Source organism: Ruminococcus gauvreauii (assembly GCF_025151995.1).
GTDB classification, from domain to species: domain Bacteria; phylum Bacillota; class Clostridia; order Lachnospirales; family Lachnospiraceae; genus Ruminococcus_G; species Ruminococcus_G gauvreauii.
Genome location: NZ_CP102290.1, coordinates 3,982,559 through 4,002,074, shown reverse-complemented (window position 1 = coordinate 4,002,074; position 19,516 = coordinate 3,982,559). Strand labels below are relative to the sequence as shown.

Below are 19,516 nucleotides of genomic sequence, written 5' to 3'. Positions count from 1 at the left end.
CAGCCTCCTTACCAATCCAGCTCTTCTGCAGATATCCTGTTTTCGTTGCGGTAATTCCTGCGGATCATGCCGTCTCTCAGCTGTACGACGCGGTCTGCCATATTTTTAATTGCATCATTGTGGGTAACCATGATAACGGTATTGCCGTATCTTTGATTAACCGTCTCGATTAGCCTGAGAATCTCTTTGGAAGTATGGTAATCCAGAGCTCCGGTTGGCTCGTCACACAACAGGATATCAGGATTTTTCACAATCGCCCTGCCGATTGCCGTCCTCTGCTGCTGGCCTCCTGAAAGCTGATTGGGCAGCTTTCTCTGATGTTCATACAATCCCAGCGTATGAAGAAGCTCATCGACATCCAGAGACCGTTCACCGAGATAAGCACCCACTTCAATATTTTCCCGAACTGTCAGATTTGGGATCAGATTGTACATCTGGAAAATATACCCCAGGTGCTTTCTACGATAGAGTGTCAGCTGCTTTTCCTTCATATCTGCCATACGTTCCCCGTCAATGCAGATATCCCCTTCATCGGCACTGTCGATCCCTCCGATAATATTTAAAAGTGTTGATTTGCCTGATCCGGACGGTCCCAGCAGGACACAAAATTCTCCCCGGTCCAGTTCCATGTCAATTCCTTTCAGCACCTCCACACGGCTGTCGCCAATTCCAAATGATTTTTTAATATGGTTAACTGCAAGAAACATATCCCCTCCAGTCCGTTTATGGATACAACATCCTATAAACAAATCATCTTATTTGTTAGTTTTAGCTAACTATAGTATAGCATTTATTTCACGTTAAGTAAATGTGTTTTATTTTTTAAACTGCATGGTAACAGAAGTCCCCTTATCCAGTGTGCTCTCCACCTCAATGCTGCCCCCATGTTTTAAGATAATATCCCTGACCAGGGGAAGTCCCAGACCGGATCCCCCTGTCGCACGGGAACGAGAACGGTCAGCCCGGTAAAACGGTTCAAATATATGTTTCAAATCATCTTCAGCGATACCAATGCCGGTATCAACGATGTGGATCACAATTGTTTCTTCTTCTTTCCATGAGGATATGGAAATCGATCCGCCGACACGGCTGTATTTGACAGCATTTTCAACCAGGTTGAACATGGCGCGGCAGAGCATGGTACTGCTCCCCTTCAGTTTCAGGCCATATGAGATCTTTGAGGTAACCGTCAGGCGCTTGTCTTCGATCATATGCGAAAGTTCTGTTATGATTCCGGCAAAAAGATCATCGATCGGCACCTCCTCATCCAGCTCATAATTTTCGTCGGCTGACAGATGAAATAAGCCTTCTACAAGACAGATCATCCGGCTTGTATTGGACCGGGTCACTGCCAGCACCTTTTCCATCTGAGCCCTGGAAGGCTCCTCCTCCAGGTCAAGGACTTCCAGACCTACCTGGATCGTGGTAAGCGGGGTGCGAAGTTCATGTGCCGCATTGGCGGAAAAACGTCTTTGCCGTTCGAAAGATTCCGTGACCTTATCCATCATTTCATTAAAAGAATGAGCCAGCTGCCCGATCTCGTCCTGTCTGCCATCCGTATTCACCCGCAAAGACAAATCATCACCACGAACTTCTCTGATCGCAGAAGATAACTCCTGCACTGGTTTAAGTGCGCGTCCCGCCATCAGCCAGGCAGCACCGGTTCCTAAAATGATGATAAGAACCAGTCCTAATATTCCCCACGTATTAAACTGATTTCCGGCTCTGGTCAGACTGATCTCGACGCCGTATCCGGCATCTGAGGAACTTTTCTCTTTTACCACGAAGGTCTCTTCTTTATCAAATACCGTCTGCGAAACATCTGTGAGTTCCCGGGGCAGCTGCTGCACAAATATAAGATCTGCACTGACCAGAAACACAACCGTCAGTGCTGCTGCCATCCCGGCTGTTACCAGTGCAGACAGAAGTGTCAGACGTACACGTAGTGATAATCTTTTCAGCATGATATATTCTCCCTGTCTATAATATAGCCGGCCCCCCGGATGCTCCTGATAACCGTGTCATCTGTAAAACCCGACAGTTTACGCCGAATCGTACTGATATAGACTTTGATCTGGTTGGAGAAGGGATCGGCCTCGCTGTCCCACACGTGCTCTATCAGTTCTTCGGCGCTGACCGGTCTGCCCATATTTATCATCAGGTACTCTAAAATAGCAAATTCCCGCATCGACAGTTCCAGTTGTTTTCCTTCAAAACTAACCGTCTTTGCGATGCTGTCCAGACAGAGACCGCCCCTTTTAAGGGCAGCCTCCGTCTGGACGAATGACCGTCGAAGCAGTGCACGAATGCGGGCTTCCAGTTCACCAAAGTGGAATGGCTTTGTGAGATAGTCATTCGCTCCGGAATCCAGTCCGGCAATCTTATCCGTTATATCAGATCTTGCAGACAGGATCAGGACCCGCAATGACTTCTGCATCAAGCGGATGTGCTTCAGGACTTCCATACCGTCAAGTCCGGGAAGATTGAGGTCGAGCACCACCAGGTCATAATCATTAATTTCACACAGTTCCACCGCATCTGCGCCATTTCCTGCAAAGTCCACAGCATAACCGCACTTTCGCAGACCGTAGCACAGAGTCTCGCACATATCTTCCTCGTCCTCAACGATTAAAAGCCTCATCGAATTTCACACCCTTTCTCTTAATATTCCGTGACCGTCATTCTGACGCTTCGGTTGAACTGAAATAGACCTTTTCGCCGCTCTCCATGATCAGATACTGGTCGCCGTTTTCATCTGTTTTAAGTTCATAGTTTTCAGCCGGAACAAACTCGACTTCAGCCCCGTCTTCCGAGCTGAATGTGTGCGTGCTCTCTGTTGTTACAACGTCTTCCTGCTCTGAATCCCGGACAACTGCAGAATCCGGTTTTTCAGCCGATACGGAAGGCTCCGCTGCGAACGCGGTAAATGCGGTAAACGCTGTTATCGATGCCAACGCGATCAGCCCGCCTGCAATTTTGTTTTTCATCATAATGATATTCCTCCTTGAATATTAATTTAAGTCTGGTGTTTATGTGTAACTGTGAGTTCAGTATACAAGAAGGAAGGTTAAAGGAAGGTTAGAAAAAATTGTATTTTCACAACACTTCGGGCAGTTTCCATATATTTTCGAGTATCTGATCGCAAAGACCTGCCATATACCCGACGCTCTCTTTCATTCCTCCGGCAAACCAGTTATAGATCACGGTATCAACCGCACCTTCGTACGCGAGCATCTGATAGTACTGTTCTGTTGACGCCGCCTGATAACCTCTGTGAAACAGAAGGACGATATTTTCAAATCCACTTTGTTTCATATTGGCCTCGAGCAGCAGCCGGATTGTGTCCTCGTTTTCCTTAATCTGAAAAAACAGATCATAATACCACTGATAGGGGTCGCCTGCATATTTACCCTCCTGAATGGATTCTGTGATCGACTGCATGACATTCTGAGACATATCGGCCAGAACCTCTTCTTTTGAATGATAGTTCCTGTAAAAAGACTGCCTCGATACACCGGACCGTTTCACAAGTTCTGTAATCGTAATCTTTTCAAATGATTTCTCACTCATCAGATAAACGAGCGCCGTCTGAAGGCATTCTCTGGTCAGCTTGTTTGCTTCTTCATTTGACAGCTTTCGTATACCTCTGTCTTTTTTCAAAATTTCACATACGTTTTTCATAAGATTGCCATTTACCTCCGTCCGGCTGTTTCCGTATTGACTATTCTCCAAAAGGATGTTACATTTGTAACATGTTTATAGCATAAGAGACATGGCGTGTCAATGACAACTTACCCGGGGGCAATTGCGGAAGTCCGAAGGACGGAGCAGTCGACTTTCATTTATGGTGATGACGCCGTGCAGGCTTTTTATACAGCGGAGGAAGCTAACATGAGAAACGTAATTCCCGGATATATACTTTTTACCGTATTGGGCTATCTCTCCGGAAGCATTCTGTTTGGCAAAGTGTTTTCTGGATTAATGAAAGGAATTGATCTTACGGCAGTCTCCGACGATGGAAATCCCGGCACATTCAATGCTTTCAGATACGGCGGGATCATGTGCGGCATCTTTACCCTGCTTGCCGATCTGCTGAAAGGCTGTCTGCCGGTGACAGCCTGCAGAAGCTATCTGGGAAGCGGATGCCTGTTGTTTGCCTTCGTCATGGCAGCGCCGGTTTTTGGCCACGCTTTTTCTGTTTTTTATCACGGAGAGGGCGGAAAGGCTATCGCCGTGTCATTCGGCGTGCTCCTCGGACTTCTGCCAAACGCATTCCCACTGCTGGCGCTTGCAGGCTTTTACCTCTTTTTTTCACTGGTAATTCGTCTGACACCGCATGCCAAAAGAAGCGTTTGTGCTTTTCTCGGATTGATCTTTTCCTGTATTCTGTTCGAAAAGCGGCGTTCTGTCCTTTTGGGATGTATTATGCTCGCCGGTACGGTCATATATAAACACTGTATTCCGTTAATTTATCATGATACGAGGACTGACGTATGAAAGTATTAATTCTATCCTGCAGCACCGGCGGCGGACATAATTCCGCGGCGTTTGCAGTAGCGGAAGAGATCAGATCCCATGGAGACGAGGCGGTAGTGCTCGATTATCTCAGCCTGGCGGGAAAAAAGGTCTCACATATAGTTGGAAATTCTTATATTCATATTGTTAAAAAAATCCCCCTGTTCTTTGGGATTCTTTATCAGATCGGCATGCTGGTCAGCAGGCTTGTGCCAAAATCACCGGTCTATTATCTGAACGGTAAAATGTCAAAATACCTGAAGACGTACCTGAATGAACATCCTGTAGATGCGATCGTAATGCCGCATCTGTACCCTGCTGAAACGATCACCCATATGAAAAACCATGGGATAAACCTTCCGTTTACGCTTGCACTTATGACAGATTACACATGCATTCCATTCTGGGAGGAGACTTCCTGTGACTATTATGTCATTCCGGATGCCAGTTTGAAACACTCTGTCAGCAGACGCGGAATTCCCCGGGAAAAGCTGCTCCCTTTTGGAATCCCTGTTTCCAGAAAGTTCACCGGCCCCGATTCCAGGCAGAGTGCCCGTCGAAAACTGGCTCTGGAACAGAATGCAACGTATATACTCCTGGAGGGAGGAAGTATGGGCGCCGGTAATCTCTGCAAATTCACGAAGCTGCTGAAATCTCTGTGCAGCGATGAAAAAATTATAGTGGTGACCGGCAGAGACCGGAAGCTTAAGAAAAAAATGGAAGCAGAATTTAATCACAGTCCAGATATCATGATCATTGGCTTCACATCCCAGATGCATCTTCTGACAAAGGCATGTGACCTCGTATTTACAAAGCCAGGCGGACTGACCTCAACAGAAGCTGCAGTCTCCAGAATACCTGTCGTCCACACAAAGCCGATTCCCGGATGTGAGACAGTAAACAGAAATTATTTCGTCACACGCGGTATGAGCATCAGCGCCGCCACCAGAAAGAAGCAGATACTGGCAGGTCTGCAATTATTAAAGCAACCGGACCGGATCTCTCATATGCTGCACTGTCAGTCTGTGCACAGTCATCCGGATGCTGCCCTGGAAATCTATCACTTTTTAAAGCATACCCTGGGTGAGGAGGAATAGTTTACGATGAAAAAGAATGTTACAAAAGAATATTTATCAATTCCCAATCTGCTTGGCTATTTTCGGATCCTGCTCCTTCCCGTTTATCTGTATGTTTACGTCAATGCGTCGAGTGAACGCGATTACCATCTGGCTGTTTTTATCATTTTTCTCTCTTTTCTATCAGATTTTCTGGATGGAAAGATTGCAAGACGTTTTGATATGGTTACAGATTTCGGAAAGATACTGGACCCCATCGCAGACAAGATCACACAGGGGGCGCTGGCACTGAGTTTTACATTCCGCTATCCTGCCGTTGCCGTATTGCTGGCCGTTTTTCTGATCAAGGAGGCTGTCATGGGCGTCCTGGGGCTGTATCTGATCAGACGGGGAGTTCCGACGGAAGGTGCAAAGATGCATGGGAAAATATGCACGGCGCTTCTGGACGCCGCCATGTTGGTTTTGCTCTTGTTCCATGATATTCCGTCTTACTTTGTCAGTCTGCTGATCCTTGCATGCATCCTTGCCATGATCATATCATTCATCCTGTATTTGAGACAGTACCACCGTCAGATAAAAGAGCTACGGAATTAGCCTTTTTTCATGTGTTCCGATACATAAACGGGGGGTGTTGCATCACCCCCCGTTGTTTTGGATTTTCTTTTTTATTCTCTGATGAACGGCGCAATCGCACGCTGCAAAATGCCATGCATCTGCGCGATGGCAATCCCATAATTCGTGATCGGCAAACCAGAGTCAATGCTGCGGTGTACACGGTATCTCATCTCCTTTTCTCCCAGCATACAGCCCCCGCAGTGAATCACCAGCGCATATTCTGACAGTTCCTCCGGGAACTCTCCCCCGGAGGTAAACGCAAAATGAATCTTCTTTCCCGTATAAGCTCTGACCCATTTCGGCATCTTTACGGTTCCGATATCATCACACTGGCGGTGATGTGTACATCCTTCCGAGATAAGCACCGTATCCCCGTCCTGCAGCCTGTCCAGTATGGCCGCTCCGCGCACGGCTTCTTTCAGGTTTCCCTTATAACGCGCAAAGAGTATGGAAAATGAAGTCAGCAGTATCTCGTCAGGCGTCTCTCGCTCTACCTGCACAAACACCTGGGAGTCTGTGATCACAAGCCTTGGGCTCCTTCCAAGAGAAGCGAGTGTCCGCGAAAATTCCTTTTCCCGCGTGATAACAGCCGAAGCACCGGCATCGAGGATCTCGCGTATCGTCTGCTGCTGCGGCAGGATCAGACGTCCTTTTGGCGCCGCAGAATCGATCGGAACGACGAGAACGACCGTATCGCCTTCTGAAAGAAGGTCTGCCACGAGATAACGGGCGTGCTCTTCCTTCACTGCAAAGCGCGCGATCATCTCCTTCAGCTCATGGATATTCTCCCCATTCACAGCGCTCACGTATATTTCATTTTCTCCTGCAGCGGGCAGAGCATCGCAAAGGTCTGATTTGTTATACACGATAAGATACGGAATCTCCTTCGTCTCGAACAGAGAAACCAACTTGCGGTCTGCCTTTTGCATCCCGATTTTGCCGTCAACAACAAGCACTGCAATATCCGTCTGATTCAGCATCTGCAGCGCACGTTTGACTCTCATTTTTCCCAGTTTTCCCTCATCGTCTATCCCCGGTGTGTCAATGATCACAACCGGACCGAGCGGCAGCAGCTCCATCGCCTTTTTCACGGGGTCTGTCGTCGTCCCCTTTATATCTGATACGAGCGCCAGCTTCTGTCCGGTCACCGCATTGACAACGCTCGATTTGCCGGCATTTCTGATTCCGAAAAATCCGATATGAATCCTCTCGGCAGAGACCTGATCCTGCAATCCCATCTGTCAGCACCCCCTACTGTTAAAAGCGGAAATCACGGCGGTTTGATTCCATGATATCTTTTATATGCTGTCTGGCAATTACTCTGGTCTTATCCCTGGGGATCTTCTCCAGTTCACGCTCAATCAGTGCAAATCCCATATCTTTCGTATCTTCCCCTGCATAGTCGATAAGGTATTCCGCAAGCGTCATCAGCGCGTTCGGATGACAGCAATTCTGTATCTGACCGCTCTTGCACAGGCTCATGAAGCGGTCGCCCGTTCTCCCTTCGCGGTAACAGGCGGTGCAGAAGGATGGAATGCATCCGAGCTGCATCAACCACCGCACCACCTCATCGAGCGTACGCTGGTCCGATACGTCAAACTGTTCTGAATCATGCGGGCGTTCTTCCTCGGCGTAGCCGCCGACCGTAGTCCGTGACGCGCCGCTGATCTGCGAGACGCCGAGATGAAGGACTCTCTCCCGCACTTCCCGGCTCTCCCGTGTAGAGATAATCATGCCTGTATACGGCACGGCGATCCGGATGCAGGCGATGATTTTTTCAAACACGTCATCACTTAAGCTGTTGTCAAAGACGTCCGGATCGATATCATCCGCGTGTTTGACTCTCGGCACGCTGATCGTATGCGGACCCACGCCGTGCACCGCCTCCAGGTGCTCCGCATGCATGAGAAGACCGGCAAACTCGTACTTATACTTTTCGAGACCGAACAGCACGCCAAGCCCCACATCGTCGATCCCACCCTCCATCGCACGGTCCATCGCTTCCGTGTGGTAATCGTAATCGTGTTTCGGCCCGGTCGGATGCAGCTCCAGATAGCTCTGCCTGTGGTACGTTTCCTGAAATAAAATATAAGTACCGATTCCGGCGTCTTTCAGTTTCCGGTAATTCTCAACCGTCGTAGCCGCTATATTGACGTTGACGCGGCGGATAGCGCCGTTCTTATGACGAATAGAATAAATCGTTTCAATACATTCCAGAATATATTCGATGGGGTTGTTCACCGGGTCTTCACCCGCCTCAATCGCCAGACGTTTATGTCCCATATCCTGAAGCGCGATGACCTCACGCCGGATGTCGTCCTGTGACAGCTTGATTCTCGGGATATGTCTGTTCCTGAGATGGTAAGGACAGTAAACACATCCGTTGACACAGTAGTTCGAGAGATAGAGCGGCGCAAACATCACAATGCGGTTTCCATAGAACGCCTGCTTGATCTGCTCTGCCAGCCGATACATCTCTTCTACCTTTTCCGGAATGTCACAGGCCAGAAGCACCGACGCTTCCCGGTGTGTCAGACCAGCGCAGTGCACGCCGCCTTCTGTCATCCTGGGACGTGCCTTTTCGAGGATGCTGTCGATCAGTGGAATATTGCGGCTGTTCTCCTCCGCATATCTGATAGTCTCAAGGATTTCACCGTCATTGATAAACTCCTCAGCCTTTCGTGATTCGGGATTATAGTTTTTCATTTGCTCATTTTCCTTTCTTATGGTCAGAATACACTTTCCTTCAGAATACGCTGTCATTTTATAATATCACCTTTCGCAGTGATGATCTGATAACCGATCGACCTCATATGATCTCTCAGTGTGCTGACGCTCTGTGCCGATTCCTCACCGGAACAGATTTTGTTATCGTACAGAGAATACTTTTTCCGTTCGGACAGTGGAGACAGATTCGGCATGATAACATTGGCTCCTGCCAGTATCCCCTGCTCCCTGCCGTTTTCCATGATCGTGCCGAGCGCGGTCGTCGCCGGCAGCAGAATATTCGGTTTTATCAGGCGGATAACAGACAGCAGAAAGACTGTCAGTTCCCCGCTCCCGGCAGGAATATCCCGAAACGGCGTGTCCCCCTGCGGAATAAACGGACCGATCCCGCACATATCCGGCATGAATTTCTCGATGAACTTCAGGTCTTTTGCAAGACTCTCCGCTGTCTGATACGGGGAACCGACCATAAACCCGCATCCGACCTGAAACCCAAGTTCCTTCAGGTCATAAAGGCACCGCATCCTGTTTTCCCAGGACATGACGGCCGGATGCAGCTTCCTGTAGTGTTCCCTGTCCGCCGTCTCGTGACGGAGCAGATATCTGTCCGCCCCGGCATCACGCATGATCTCGTATTCCGCCCGGGTATACTCGCCGAGTGAGAGTGTTACGGCACAATCCGAATATCGTTCCTTGACACTCTTCACGATATCAGCAATCTTTCCCACCGGATACGTGCCCTCTCCGCCCTGCATGACAAAGGTCCGGAAACCGAGCTCATATCCTTCCCGGCAGCAGCCGAGAATCTGCTGTTTTGTCAGCCGGTATCTTTCGCACGCCGTATTCGACCTGCGTATCCCGCAGTAGTAACAGTCATTGCGGCAGATATTGCTGATTTCGATCAGCCCGCGGATATACACATGATTTTTGTATATCTTCTTTCGTATCTGATCCGCGCGCTTAGCAAGATACACGGAAGATTCAGCTGTACGGAATCGGATAAGATGCGCATACTCATCCTCCGTCAAGCGTCTCTGCTCAGCCAGTTGTTTTGCCAGGTCCATTACCACCTTACTCTTCATAGGCAACATTGGAATAAGAGGTCTTTACACTGATCCCGTCAATATTGCCTATTTTCCCCGCAAGCGCTGAAATCGTATTCTGCGGAGCATCAAGACATACTGAAATAATATTGATCCCACGCTTCCTGTAAGGGATCCCCATTCTGCCGATCATATAATCCCCGTATTCGTGAAGCAGTGTATTCAGCTTACCTGCCGACTCTGTTTTCTCAACAATAATCCCCATAACTGCTACCCTGGTTGTCATATATACTCCTCTCCGGATAAACTATCTTTCTATCTGTTTATGATACCTGTATTTTTCCCGAACATCCATCTGTGAAATCAGTCCATCCACTTATGCAAAGTCTCCAGCAGATAGTTTACATCTACAGGTTTTGCAATATGAGCATTCATCCCGGCTTTCTGCGACCGGGCGATATCATCAGCGAATGCATCCGCAGTCAGTGCTATAATGGGGATACTCTGCGCATCACTCCTTTTCAGAGATCTTATCCCGGCAGCTGCACCGTAACCATTTAACACTGGCATCTGAATGTCCATAAGAATCGCATGATAGGTTCCCGGTTCTGAAGTATCAAACATTTCCATGGCCTGTTGTCCGTTTTCCGCTGCATCTACACTGATATCATGCACCCTCAGCAATTCTATAACAATTTCACGATTGACTTCATTGTCCTCCGCCAGCAGTATTCTCTTACCATAAAATTCAGGGTCCTTCTTTTCATCTGCTGCATGCACCGCATCGGACTCCTCTGAAGAAATGAACAGCTGCAGAACCTGCAGCATTTTTGACTTAAAGAGGGGTTTGGTGATAAAAGCATCTGCACCTGCACTTATAAATTCCTCTTCAATATCAGAGTAGTCATATGCTGATATGATGATAATCGGAACATCGTCACCCAGTTTTTCGCGGATGACTCTGACGGTCTCTAAACCATTCATATCCGGCATGACCCAGTCCAGAATAACAGCAAAAAAGTCATCCTTCTGATCATGGGCTGCTGCTATACGGCCGATGGCTTCTCTCCCTGACATTACCCAGTATCCGCGCATTCCCAACTCATTCAGCAGTGCAGCAGCATTCTCACACGTAATCTGATCATCATCAACGACAAGTACCGGCAGTCCCAGCAGTTCATCGCTTAATGATTCCTCCTGTCCGCACCATTCCATTGGTACTGATACCGTAAATTTACTGCCTTTTCCCAGTTCACTCTCCACCTGGATTGTGCCATTCATCATTCGGACAACATTCTCTGTTATCGTCATGCCAAGTCCGGTGCCCTGAAGCTTGCTGATCCGGGGATCTTCCGCCCGTGAGAACGGTTCAAAGATGTGAGAGAGGTATTCCGGTGACATCCCGATCCCGCTGTCGATACAGGTGAACTCATATTGACTTTTTCCGTGAGTCTGGGATGGTTGTTCACTGATCCTAAGGGTGATCGTCCCCTCCTCATGTGTATATTTAATGGCATTTGAAAGGAGATTCATCAGAATCTGCTGCAGCCGGTCACCGTCTGCAATCACTTCTTCATGCTGTACCTGTCCGATACTGATCTGAAACTGCTGACGTTTTTCGTTGATCAGGGGGCCGCACATATCCATTACATCCTGTAATATACCGGGCAGATTTACCTGTCCCAATGCCAGGTCTATTTTCCCGCTCTCTATCTTAGACATATCCAGGACTTCATTGATCAGGCTCAGTAAATGTTTGCCGGATGTGCCTATCTTATTCAGGCAGTCATACACTTTACCGGGGCTGTTCAGATTCGCCCGGGCAATAGCCGCCATTCCCATTATGGCATTCATAGGCGTACGGATATCGTGTGACATGGAAGAAAGAAAATTGGATTTGGCGGCACTTGCAACCTGTGCTGCCTGGCATGCATCTTCCAGCGCTTTTCGCTGTCTTGCCTGCTCCTCACGGTCTTTTGTGATATCAATGCCGACACTGTAGAATGATTCTATACCATCCCAGCTCTCTTCGCTGCTGACATAGCTGAAAGTCATCGTCAGTATTCTGACCTTTTCATCGCGGGTTATGATACGTGTCTCCATGGTCGTATCATGACCGGTGGCTTTTGATTCCTGCATGACGCTGATTGCCCGCTCCAAATCGTCGGGGTGTACATAAGTACACTGGGAATTCAGCTCATTGATAAACTGATCCTCTGTATAGCCGATGAGCCGCAGGAAATCGCCCCCATACCATAGAACAGTCCTCATATCACGGGCATCCAGCCGGGCAAAACCTCCCGGAATCGTCCTCAGGATTGCCGACCGCTCCCGGTTTTTTTTCGCAATCTTATATTCCGTGCTGTCATCATCGTGTGAAAGTTCAAGTCTCGCCCGATGTCCTTCCCAGTCTATCACACGATTTTTGATCATAAACTTATGGTCTAAAACGGGATTGAAGAATTCCCATTCGTAAAATTCATCCTCCGTTATACGGTCATTCGTGCAAAAAGGACATGGCGATGTCCTGCCCTGGATCACTTCATAGCATTTGCGGCCAAGAACTTTTTCTATGGGAACTCCCAGCGTTTCGCAGGCATTTTGATTCAGATATAACAGCTCGTATGTATCCATATCGCAGACATAGACATTTCCCACGTATTCATCCAGCATCCACTTAAAATATCCTGCTTTCTTTTCCAGACGCAACCCCCGGTCATCCATAATTGTTCTCCTGATCACTGTAATTTTTATTTTCCTTGTTCATATTATATCTAACTGGTTATGGAAAAGCAATATTTTTCAGGGGACCAGGCTCTGATCACGTGCCCGCCGTTTTTTGCGTTTCTGTTCGTACATTTTTCGGTCAGCCTCCTGGATCATGGCTGCACCGTCTGAATATGAAGGACTCTCCACCACGCCGCAGCTCAGTGACATAGAATACGGGAAATCCCCATCGCATCCTATTCTGCCCAGATCACGATTGATCGCTTCTGCCTTCTCCTCCGCTTTTTCCGCTAAAAGTCCTTCAAACAGAATCAGAAACTCATCCCCGCCATATCTGCAGAGCAGATCTTTTCCACAGCGGCAGCTGCGCTGGATATGATCCGTAGCCGTCAGAATATAATGGTCGCCTTCCTCGTGACCAAACTGATCGTTGACATATTTGAGTCCGTCCAAATCCAAAAAACAGACGGTAAAAGGGATTTTTTGTTTCAGCATGGATTCGATCTTCTCATCTGCATACTGGCGGTTATAAAGCCCCGTCAGCGGATCTGCAGCTGCCTGCTGCCGCAGCTCTTCCTCTTCCCGTCTTCGCTCCTCCAGCATCCGCTGTATACTCCGGTTTTTCTCCCTGTAATCCTCCATGTCACAGATACGGATGGTGTACCGGACCGCTATATAAAGTCCCACAATGCTGAACATGCAGGATTTGATGCTCCATACCTTCAGGAATACATCGTTGAGCGGCGTTGAATAAAGGAGCAGATTGAGAAACATATAGAAAAACAGCCCCGCCATCATCTCCAGCAAGAATGCCTGATGCCACGGATGCCTCAGTATTCGGCGCATCCTCTCTGTAAAGACCTGCCCGCTCAGGAGCTGCATGATCAGTCCTGTGAGCATAAAGCCCAGAAAGACGGGTATCCCCTTCAGGTTGGCTGTGCTCGAAACATGATTGTCAAAGTGCTGAAGCGGCTTGTCCATCACGATAGCAGCGATGCTGCGGCAAAAGATATTGGATGCGAGTCCGTAGAGAATCCCCAGCAGCGCGGCAAACAGCGCACACCGCTTTTCCCCCTTATTGTACAGAAGCGTCTCAAAAAACAGCAAAAATGCAAACAGGAACCAGTTCACAGTGAGCGGAAATTCCAGTACGCTGCACAGATAGAAGAACGAATAGTTAACGACAAAGCAAAGCGGTACAAACAGCCTGCGGGGAGACTGCATTTCGCAGAATTTTTCTGCCATGCAAAAGTACCTTTGGTTGAAATAAAAATATGCAGCTGCAGTCAGTAAAAGTAAGTGCATTTGTTCCTCCTCCCCTATCCTGATCGGTTCTTTTTATCCCGGTACATCGCCTCGTCCGCCCGGCTGAATAAGTCTTCTGCCGATTCTTCCGAGTTATCAGATGTGCAGGAAACTCCAAAGCTGAAGGAAAATGGGGGACTGTACTGTTCCGTCATCCGGGAACGGATTTCCTCCATCCGTTTCACCGCTGTTTCCATAGGACACTCAGGAAACAGCACCGCGAACTCATCACCGCCCACCCTTGCAAATATATCCGAGCCGCGCAGACATGACTGTAATACTTTTGCAAATTGTATAAGATAATGGTCACCGGCATGATGTCCCTGTCTGTCATTGATCTGCTTGAGGCAGTCAAGATCAATAAACACAAGGGAAAACTGAGTATCTGCCTGAAGAAGTGCAGCTGTATGCTCCATGATATAGCGCCGTGAAAAAATGCCGGTCAGAGAATCCAGCGTACCTATACTGCGCCATTTTTCTGCACTCTGATTCCTCCTTGCCAATTCCCTTATCAGCTGTTCATGCTCCTCTTCCAGATACCGCACCTTCAGAAGACTGTACAGGTGGCCAAGAAAACGGATCAGATAAAACTCCATCAGCAAAGTGCTTCCGATCAAAAACACCGGCAGCCGTTTCCAGTCGATTCTGACAACGCAGAGCACACTGTCCAGCAGCAGATACAGATTGCAGAACCATAAAAAAGTCAGAAAGGGACGCACCTCCTCACTTTCCGACTGTGTAAGCAGCACACCGAGAAGCGTACTCCATCTTGGCAGCAGCCAGGCGAACAGAATATTTACCGCCAGCACCGTACTCATAGTGGCAATTCTCCAGAAAGGGAGCTTCAGAAGATCATTCATCGATATTTTCACGCATATCGAAAAGACGCCGATCAGCACCATGTGCAGCGCCATTGTCATAAGATGTGTCAGATTGATGATAAACTGTTCCTTAAAACGGCTGTCGTTCCTTCGAAGCAGCTGAAACAGCTTGCCCAGGAAGGCAAGGATGTATATAACCGGCAACGGTACATCGACCATTCCCCATAGCGTAAACAGGAGCAGAGACGGAAGTGCAGCTCTGAGCCTCGCCCAGACAGTATTCTTCTGACGATATCCAAGAGCCGCCAAAGCGCGATGTGCTGCAATGCCATACAGCAGTGACAGAATGACCGGCAGCATCAGACCCCACCCGAAATACAATGAAAGCGGCATGATGTTCCTCCTCCCTATCTTTTTATCAGTTTTTCAAACTCTTCGATAGGCATTGGCCTGGCAAAATAGTATCCCTGAACATAGTCACAACCGAGATCTCGCAGCCGCTCCAGCTGTTCGTTCGTCTCAACACCTTCTGCCACGACACGGAGTCCCAGAAATCGGGCAATCTCCATGATATAGCGGAGAATGCTCCTGTTTTTGGGCTTGGCTGTCTCACTTTGTACAAAACGCATGTCAAGTTTCAGAACATTCAGCGGCATTTCATTGAGCATGTTGAGTGACGAATAGCCGCTCCCAAAATCATCCATTTCGATCTCAAATCCCAGTCTTTTTAATGACCGGACAGTTTCAATAATCTGACTGGGATTTTCCGTGTAAGCACTCTCGGTGATCTCCAGCGGTATCCGCGACGCTGTCAGTCCATACTTACGGACGATCCGCAGAAGATCATCAGCGAGATCGATATTGTAGATATCCGCTCTGGAGACATTGACCGAAACAGATATCGGGAGATACCCCATATTGTCCCATTTCTGCAGGACCGCACAGACTTTGTCCCACACGAACTGATCCAGCCTGGTGATAAAGCCATTCCTTTCAAACAGCGGGATGAATGTTGAGGGCGGCTGAAGCCCCCACTTGGGGTGTATCCATCTCACCAGGGCTTCAGCACCGGCCAGACTGCCGTCTGCGATGCGGTACTGAGGCTGAAAATAAACCTCGAACTGTCCCTGCAGCAGGGCGGCTGCCATTTCATCAGTGATGGACTGCTCACGCAGCAGCTTATCGCGGAGTGCATCGTCATAAAAGGCAAAGTATTTCCCGTATTGTCCCTTTATGCTGCGTACGGCCAGCAACGCCCGGTCACACATCTTCTCCACCGGCAGCCCCCGGTCTTCCACGGAGTAAATGCCCCATTTCATAAGGACATTTTTCGCACAGGACCGCGCATTCAGACGTTGTATGAAATGAATGAACATATCATCTGTATATCGGCAGCTGCGTTTTCTCATACAGGCAAACTGGTCTGCACCAATTCGGCCATATATGCCGGCTCCTTTTATGATTTCCCGGTACAGCCCGGAGATTTCCTGAAGCAGGCAGTCCCCGGCTGAAGTGCCGAAGATATCGTTGACCAGTTTGAAATTCTCAATATCAGAGCAGATAATATCGTATTCCTCGCCGGGATTCTGCATAAGTATATCTCTGGCACATTTATAAAAATATTCTTTATTATAGATTCCTGTCAGACGGTCATACTGCAGCTGATTCACCATGGCAGCAGTTTCCCGCAGGTTGATAATATTTGCCGCGCGGTGCAGAATAATCTGCGGCCGGTAAGGTTTTGGGACAAAATCAGCAGCGCCGTGGGACAGGGCGGTCACTTCGTCCTTCTCACTGTTGCTCTGTGTAGTGACGATCACAGGAATCGATGCGAAGGAGGGTTCCTTCTTGACATGCGAAAGAAATGTAAAGCCGTCCATAACCGGCATAACAATATCAAGCAGTATTAAAGAGATTTTATCACTCTGTTTTTCCAGGATAGAGAGTGCCTCCTGCCCGTCTCCGGCTTCCAGTACCTGATATTCCGAAGCCAGGATTTCCCTGAGTATCTCCCGGTTAATCAGATTGTCTTCTACGATTAATACCGTTCTGTGTGCTTCCATTGATTCATCTCCTCCGCATAAACAGAGGGCACCGGACCGTGTAAGCCCAAGTGCCTTTTGTCTGTATCCTGCTCATTATATTATCTGTTTATTGTAGCAGATTACTGCTGAAAATGCAACGACATACGTCCCTGCATGTCATACCACAGAACCGGGTAGGAGAAAATAATTTTAATAACATGAACCTCATGTCTTCATACATTTCTTTAATGTATCATATAAAATTGCCGGCACAATTGGTTTTGTCAGATGGATGTTCATACCTGCTTCTTTTGACTTTTTTCTGTCCTCATCATAAGCATTGGCCGTCATAGCGATGATAGGAATCGTCTTTGCATCTTCACGCGCCATGGAACGAATGGCTTTTGTCGCCGTTAAACCGTCCATGTTGGGCATACAAACATCCATCAAGATTGCTGCATAGGTATCCGGCGGATTAGATGCAAAAATCTTCACCGCTCCTTCCCCGTCGCTGACATGTGTAATCGCAATTCCCTGGTTTTCCAGGAGTTTCGTCGCTATGAGTGCGTTAAGGGGATGATCTTCCGCCAAAAGAATCCTTTTGCCTGCTAGCACGGAGTCGCTGATGTGCTGATCGTTCGAATCCACTGTCTCCTCATCGGCATCAGTGAGCCGGTACTGATATGGAAAGGTAATCGTGAATGCAGATCCTTTTCCTAGTTCGCTGACCACTGTAATGTCCCCACCCATCTGTCTCGCTACGGTTCGGGAGATGGCAAGTCCCAAACCTGTCCCTTGAACAGAAGCTGTCTGTGAAATACGTTCCTGCTCAAATGGCTGGAAAATCCTCTGAAGAAATTCTTTGCTCATCCCACAGCCATCGTCTTCAATAATAATATGGTCCAGCGCCGTGCCATTGGAACGATCGATAGAAATATTGCGAAACGACAACTTGACCTGTCCTCCTTCCGGCGTAAATTTGCAGGCATTATTCAGCAGATTCATCAGCATTTGTTTTGTTTTCTGCGGATCAATCAAGAATTTGATCCTTGACCTCCGGAGTATACGGGGATCGTATGTAAAAGTAATACCTTTCTCCGTCATCCGCGGCGAAATCATATTCAACACGGGGGTCAGAATCTCCCGGGGAGCGATCCACTCTTTATTCAGCGAAACCTTACCGCTGTCGATCCGGCTCATTTCAAGTATATCATTAAGGATACCCAGCAGATAATCACTGGACTCTTTGATCTGTTTGAGGTATTCTGCTACCACATCGTTATCATGAACCATGCCTATCGCCAGCTCAGTCATTCCCAGGATTGCGTTCATTGGCGTACGAATCTCATGGCTCATGTTAGCCAGAAAACCTGATTTTGCTTCTGTGGCTTTCTTTTCCGCTTCCAGAGCAGCCTGTAATTCACGCAGCTTTCTGGCTTCCGTAATGTCATAATATGAAATATATGCCAATACTTTTCCGTCCGGGCTGGCCATACTTCTTGCCTTTGCCGACAGCCAGATATAATTTCCGCTTCTTTTGTTAAGCGTGCGGTATTCATAATCCATCGCACCGCCGGGAACACTCATCTTTCGAATGACGTTCTGAATCAACGGAACATCATCAGGGTGGGTCAAAGATAAAATTTGTTCGTTTTGAATACCTAACGTCTTCTCTCTGTCAATGCCCATCATTTTACAGACAGCCGGATTTGCAATTACCACATGGCAGTCATTTTGATCCAGTTCAAATACAAACATTCCAACAGCCACATTCTGCAGAACGTTAGACAGCGCATCAATCTGCTCATTGCGCATGGTTTCTTCCGTCACATCAGTAACGATACACACCGCATAATGAGGCAGTTCATCGCGCAGGATGATAACACGCGTCTCCATCATTACCATGGGCTCAGCATTTTTCAGCCGATATCGAACACTGAACTCGCTGGCGCCCTTGCTGTCTGCGCTGATAGCATGGAGGATATCGGGCGCCAGATTCTCTCTGACTCTCGCCACATCGTCCGGATGTATTTCATTCTGACACATCAATTCAAATACCCTGGCATAATCCCCAACAGGCGCTGTGTCGAAGCGCTGCACATTTTTCAGCTTGATCCGGCGGTAGCTCATGGCTTCCAGATTAATTTCAGTATACACACTCACAGAACACTGCAAAGCTCTGCTCATACGATTCATGGACTTATCGTATTCTGTCATGTGTGGCAGATCCATCTGTTTCGCAACAGAAATCAGATAGGAAGGACGTCCATTCCAGGTGATTTCCACACTGCGGACAATAAAAACCATGTTCAGATCTCCCCGGCTGACAAAGCTAACATGTTCCTGGGTGCGAATCGGACAGGAACTACACATGGAGGTATTTCCGTGACTGGAATAACAGGGTTTCCCAATTCGCTCTTTTACAGAATATTGCTGAGCAATCGGGTTTTCATAGTAAGTAATCATAGTTTCCCTATCCACAATGTAGATACCGGTATGCTGCAGAGCATCAAAGATTTTTTCTGCTTCCATTTTGGTCCCCCTCTTAATCTTCTTCCAAGTGATTTTTGAACATCTTTGTTATAAGCATCAGCAGTCATCGCAACAATCGGAACGGTCTTTCAAGTCCTCTATTCACAATATTATTGACACTTTGCTCCCGC

General features: G+C 47.9%; 17 protein-coding genes. 3 read left to right on the top strand and 14 right to left on the bottom strand.

Features of this window, described 5'->3' with window-relative positions; translation table 11 throughout:
- Positions 1–8: 8 nt before the first annotated feature.
- The 5 genes from NQ502_RS18670 to NQ502_RS18650 all read right to left on the bottom strand — a co-directional run bounded on the left by NQ502_RS18670 (position 9) and on the right by NQ502_RS18650 (position 3,681).
- The gene (locus NQ502_RS18670) at positions 9–707 is read right to left on the bottom strand and encodes an ABC transporter ATP-binding protein (protein ID WP_028527974.1); all 699 of its coding nucleotides are present in this window, start codon (positions 705–707) and stop codon (positions 9–11) included.
- A 108-nt stretch (positions 708–815) separates the two neighbouring features.
- Positions 816–1,964: a sensor histidine kinase gene (locus tag NQ502_RS18665; RefSeq protein ID WP_028527973.1), complete on the bottom strand. Its 1,149-nt coding sequence runs from the start codon at positions 1,962–1,964 to the stop codon at positions 816–818.
- Positions 1,958–2,641, bottom strand: coding sequence for a response regulator transcription factor (locus tag NQ502_RS18660; RefSeq protein WP_028527972.1), 684 nt, complete (start codon positions 2,639–2,641; stop codon positions 1,958–1,960). Before NQ502_RS18660 ends, NQ502_RS18665 begins: the two co-directional genes overlap by 7 nt.
- Before the next feature lie 37 nt (positions 2,642–2,678).
- Positions 2,679–2,990, bottom strand: a complete 312-nt coding sequence (locus tag NQ502_RS18655) for a hypothetical protein (RefSeq protein WP_028527971.1) — start codon at positions 2,988–2,990, stop codon at positions 2,679–2,681.
- 106 nt (positions 2,991–3,096) lie between these two features.
- Entirely contained in the window at positions 3,097–3,681 is a 585-nt protein-coding gene (locus NQ502_RS18650) for a TetR/AcrR family transcriptional regulator (RefSeq protein ID WP_049898059.1), read from the bottom strand.
- A gap of 210 nt (positions 3,682–3,891) precedes the next feature.
- Between NQ502_RS18650 and NQ502_RS18645 the strand changes: the two genes are divergently transcribed.
- The 3 genes from NQ502_RS18645 to NQ502_RS18635 are packed head-to-tail and all read left to right on the top strand — an operon-like array spanning position 3,892 to position 6,185.
- On the top strand, positions 3,892–4,497 hold the full coding sequence (locus NQ502_RS18645; protein ID WP_028527970.1) for a glycerol-3-phosphate acyltransferase: 606 nt from the start codon (positions 3,892–3,894) through the stop codon (positions 4,495–4,497).
- Positions 4,494–5,612: an MGDG synthase family glycosyltransferase gene (locus tag NQ502_RS18640; protein WP_028527969.1), complete on the top strand. Its 1,119-nt coding sequence runs from the start codon at positions 4,494–4,496 to the stop codon at positions 5,610–5,612. Before NQ502_RS18645 ends, NQ502_RS18640 begins: the two co-directional genes overlap by 4 nt.
- A gap of 6 nt (positions 5,613–5,618) precedes the next feature.
- Positions 5,619–6,185, top strand: coding sequence for a CDP-alcohol phosphatidyltransferase family protein (locus NQ502_RS18635; RefSeq protein WP_028527968.1), 567 nt, complete (start codon positions 5,619–5,621; stop codon positions 6,183–6,185).
- A 71-nt stretch (positions 6,186–6,256) separates the two neighbouring features.
- Here NQ502_RS18635 and hydF read toward each other — a convergent pair whose 3' ends face one another.
- From hydF to NQ502_RS18590, 9 genes are all read right to left on the bottom strand, one after another.
- Positions 6,257–7,444 carry a [FeFe] hydrogenase H-cluster maturation GTPase HydF gene (gene hydF / locus NQ502_RS18630; RefSeq protein ID WP_028527967.1) on the bottom strand — a complete coding sequence of 396 codons (1,188 nt, stop codon included), beginning with the start codon at positions 7,442–7,444 and terminating at the stop codon, positions 6,257–6,259.
- A gap of 19 nt (positions 7,445–7,463) precedes the next feature.
- Complete coding sequence (gene hydG, locus NQ502_RS18625; RefSeq protein WP_028527966.1) at positions 7,464–8,912, bottom strand: [FeFe] hydrogenase H-cluster radical SAM maturase HydG; 1,449 nt, start codon at positions 8,910–8,912, stop codon at positions 7,464–7,466.
- A 53-nt stretch (positions 8,913–8,965) separates the two neighbouring features.
- Positions 8,966–9,997, bottom strand: a complete 1,032-nt coding sequence (gene hydE / locus NQ502_RS18620) for a [FeFe] hydrogenase H-cluster radical SAM maturase HydE (protein ID WP_044983071.1) — start codon at positions 9,995–9,997, stop codon at positions 8,966–8,968.
- Positions 9,998–10,004: 7 nt separating this feature from the next.
- Positions 10,005–10,262, bottom strand: coding sequence for a TM1266 family iron-only hydrogenase system putative regulator (locus NQ502_RS18615; RefSeq protein WP_028527964.1), 258 nt, complete (start codon positions 10,260–10,262; stop codon positions 10,005–10,007).
- A 77-nt stretch (positions 10,263–10,339) separates the two neighbouring features.
- A complete protein-coding gene (locus tag NQ502_RS18610) occupies positions 10,340–12,700 on the bottom strand; it encodes a PAS domain-containing hybrid sensor histidine kinase/response regulator (RefSeq protein ID WP_044983070.1) in 2,361 nt (786 codons plus the stop codon).
- 78 nt (positions 12,701–12,778) lie between these two features.
- Positions 12,779–14,008 carry a GGDEF domain-containing protein gene (locus tag NQ502_RS18605; RefSeq protein WP_028527962.1) on the bottom strand — a complete coding sequence of 410 codons (1,230 nt, stop codon included), beginning with the start codon at positions 14,006–14,008 and terminating at the stop codon, positions 12,779–12,781.
- A gap of 14 nt (positions 14,009–14,022) precedes the next feature.
- Positions 14,023–15,222 carry a GGDEF domain-containing protein gene (locus NQ502_RS18600; protein ID WP_028527961.1) on the bottom strand — a complete coding sequence of 400 codons (1,200 nt, stop codon included), beginning with the start codon at positions 15,220–15,222 and terminating at the stop codon, positions 14,023–14,025.
- A 14-nt stretch (positions 15,223–15,236) separates the two neighbouring features.
- Positions 15,237–16,892, bottom strand: a complete 1,656-nt coding sequence (locus NQ502_RS18595) for a putative bifunctional diguanylate cyclase/phosphodiesterase (protein ID WP_044983069.1) — start codon at positions 16,890–16,892, stop codon at positions 15,237–15,239.
- 186 nt (positions 16,893–17,078) lie between these two features.
- On the bottom strand, positions 17,079–19,385 hold the full coding sequence (locus tag NQ502_RS18590; protein ID WP_049898058.1) for a PAS domain-containing hybrid sensor histidine kinase/response regulator: 2,307 nt from the start codon (positions 19,383–19,385) through the stop codon (positions 17,079–17,081).
- Positions 19,386–19,516 lie beyond the last annotated feature (131 nt).

Excerpts from the sequence above, each read along its gene's own strand:
- NQ502_RS18670 (WP_028527974.1), bottom strand. The coding sequence starts at position 707 with ATGTTTCTTGCAGTTAACCATATTAAAAAATCATTTGGAATTGGCGAC.
- NQ502_RS18665 (WP_028527973.1), bottom strand. The coding sequence starts at position 1,964 with ATGCTGAAAAGATTATCACTACGTGTACGTCTGACACTTCTGTCTGCA.
- NQ502_RS18660 (WP_028527972.1), bottom strand. The coding sequence starts at position 2,641 with ATGAGGCTTTTAATCGTTGAGGACGAGGAAGATATGTGCGAGACTCTG.
- NQ502_RS18655 (WP_028527971.1), bottom strand. The coding sequence starts at position 2,990 with ATGATGAAAAACAAAATTGCAGGCGGGCTGATCGCGTTGGCATCGATA.
- NQ502_RS18650 (WP_049898059.1), bottom strand. The coding sequence starts at position 3,681 with ATGAAAAACGTATGTGAAATTTTGAAAAAAGACAGAGGTATACGAAAG.
- NQ502_RS18645 (WP_028527970.1), top strand. The coding sequence starts at position 3,892 with ATGAGAAACGTAATTCCCGGATATATACTTTTTACCGTATTGGGCTAT.
- NQ502_RS18640 (WP_028527969.1), top strand. The coding sequence starts at position 4,494 with ATGAAAGTATTAATTCTATCCTGCAGCACCGGCGGCGGACATAATTCC.
- NQ502_RS18635 (WP_028527968.1), top strand. The coding sequence starts at position 5,619 with ATGAAAAAGAATGTTACAAAAGAATATTTATCAATTCCCAATCTGCTT.
- hydF (WP_028527967.1), bottom strand. The coding sequence starts at position 7,444 with ATGGGATTGCAGGATCAGGTCTCTGCCGAGAGGATTCATATCGGATTT.
- hydG (WP_028527966.1), bottom strand. The coding sequence starts at position 8,912 with ATGAAAAACTATAATCCCGAATCACGAAAGGCTGAGGAGTTTATCAAT.
- hydE (WP_044983071.1), bottom strand. The coding sequence starts at position 9,997 with ATGGACCTGGCAAAACAACTGGCTGAGCAGAGACGCTTGACGGAGGAT.
- NQ502_RS18615 (WP_028527964.1), bottom strand. The coding sequence starts at position 10,262 with ATGACAACCAGGGTAGCAGTTATGGGGATTATTGTTGAGAAAACAGAG.
- NQ502_RS18610 (WP_044983070.1), bottom strand. The coding sequence starts at position 12,700 with ATGGATGACCGGGGGTTGCGTCTGGAAAAGAAAGCAGGATATTTTAAG.
- NQ502_RS18605 (WP_028527962.1), bottom strand. The coding sequence starts at position 14,008 with ATGCACTTACTTTTACTGACTGCAGCTGCATATTTTTATTTCAACCAA.
- NQ502_RS18600 (WP_028527961.1), bottom strand. The coding sequence starts at position 15,222 with ATGCCGCTTTCATTGTATTTCGGGTGGGGTCTGATGCTGCCGGTCATT.
- NQ502_RS18595 (WP_044983069.1), bottom strand. The coding sequence starts at position 16,892 with ATGGAAGCACACAGAACGGTATTAATCGTAGAAGACAATCTGATTAAC.
- NQ502_RS18590 (WP_049898058.1), bottom strand. The coding sequence starts at position 19,385 with ATGGAAGCAGAAAAAATCTTTGATGCTCTGCAGCATACCGGTATCTAC.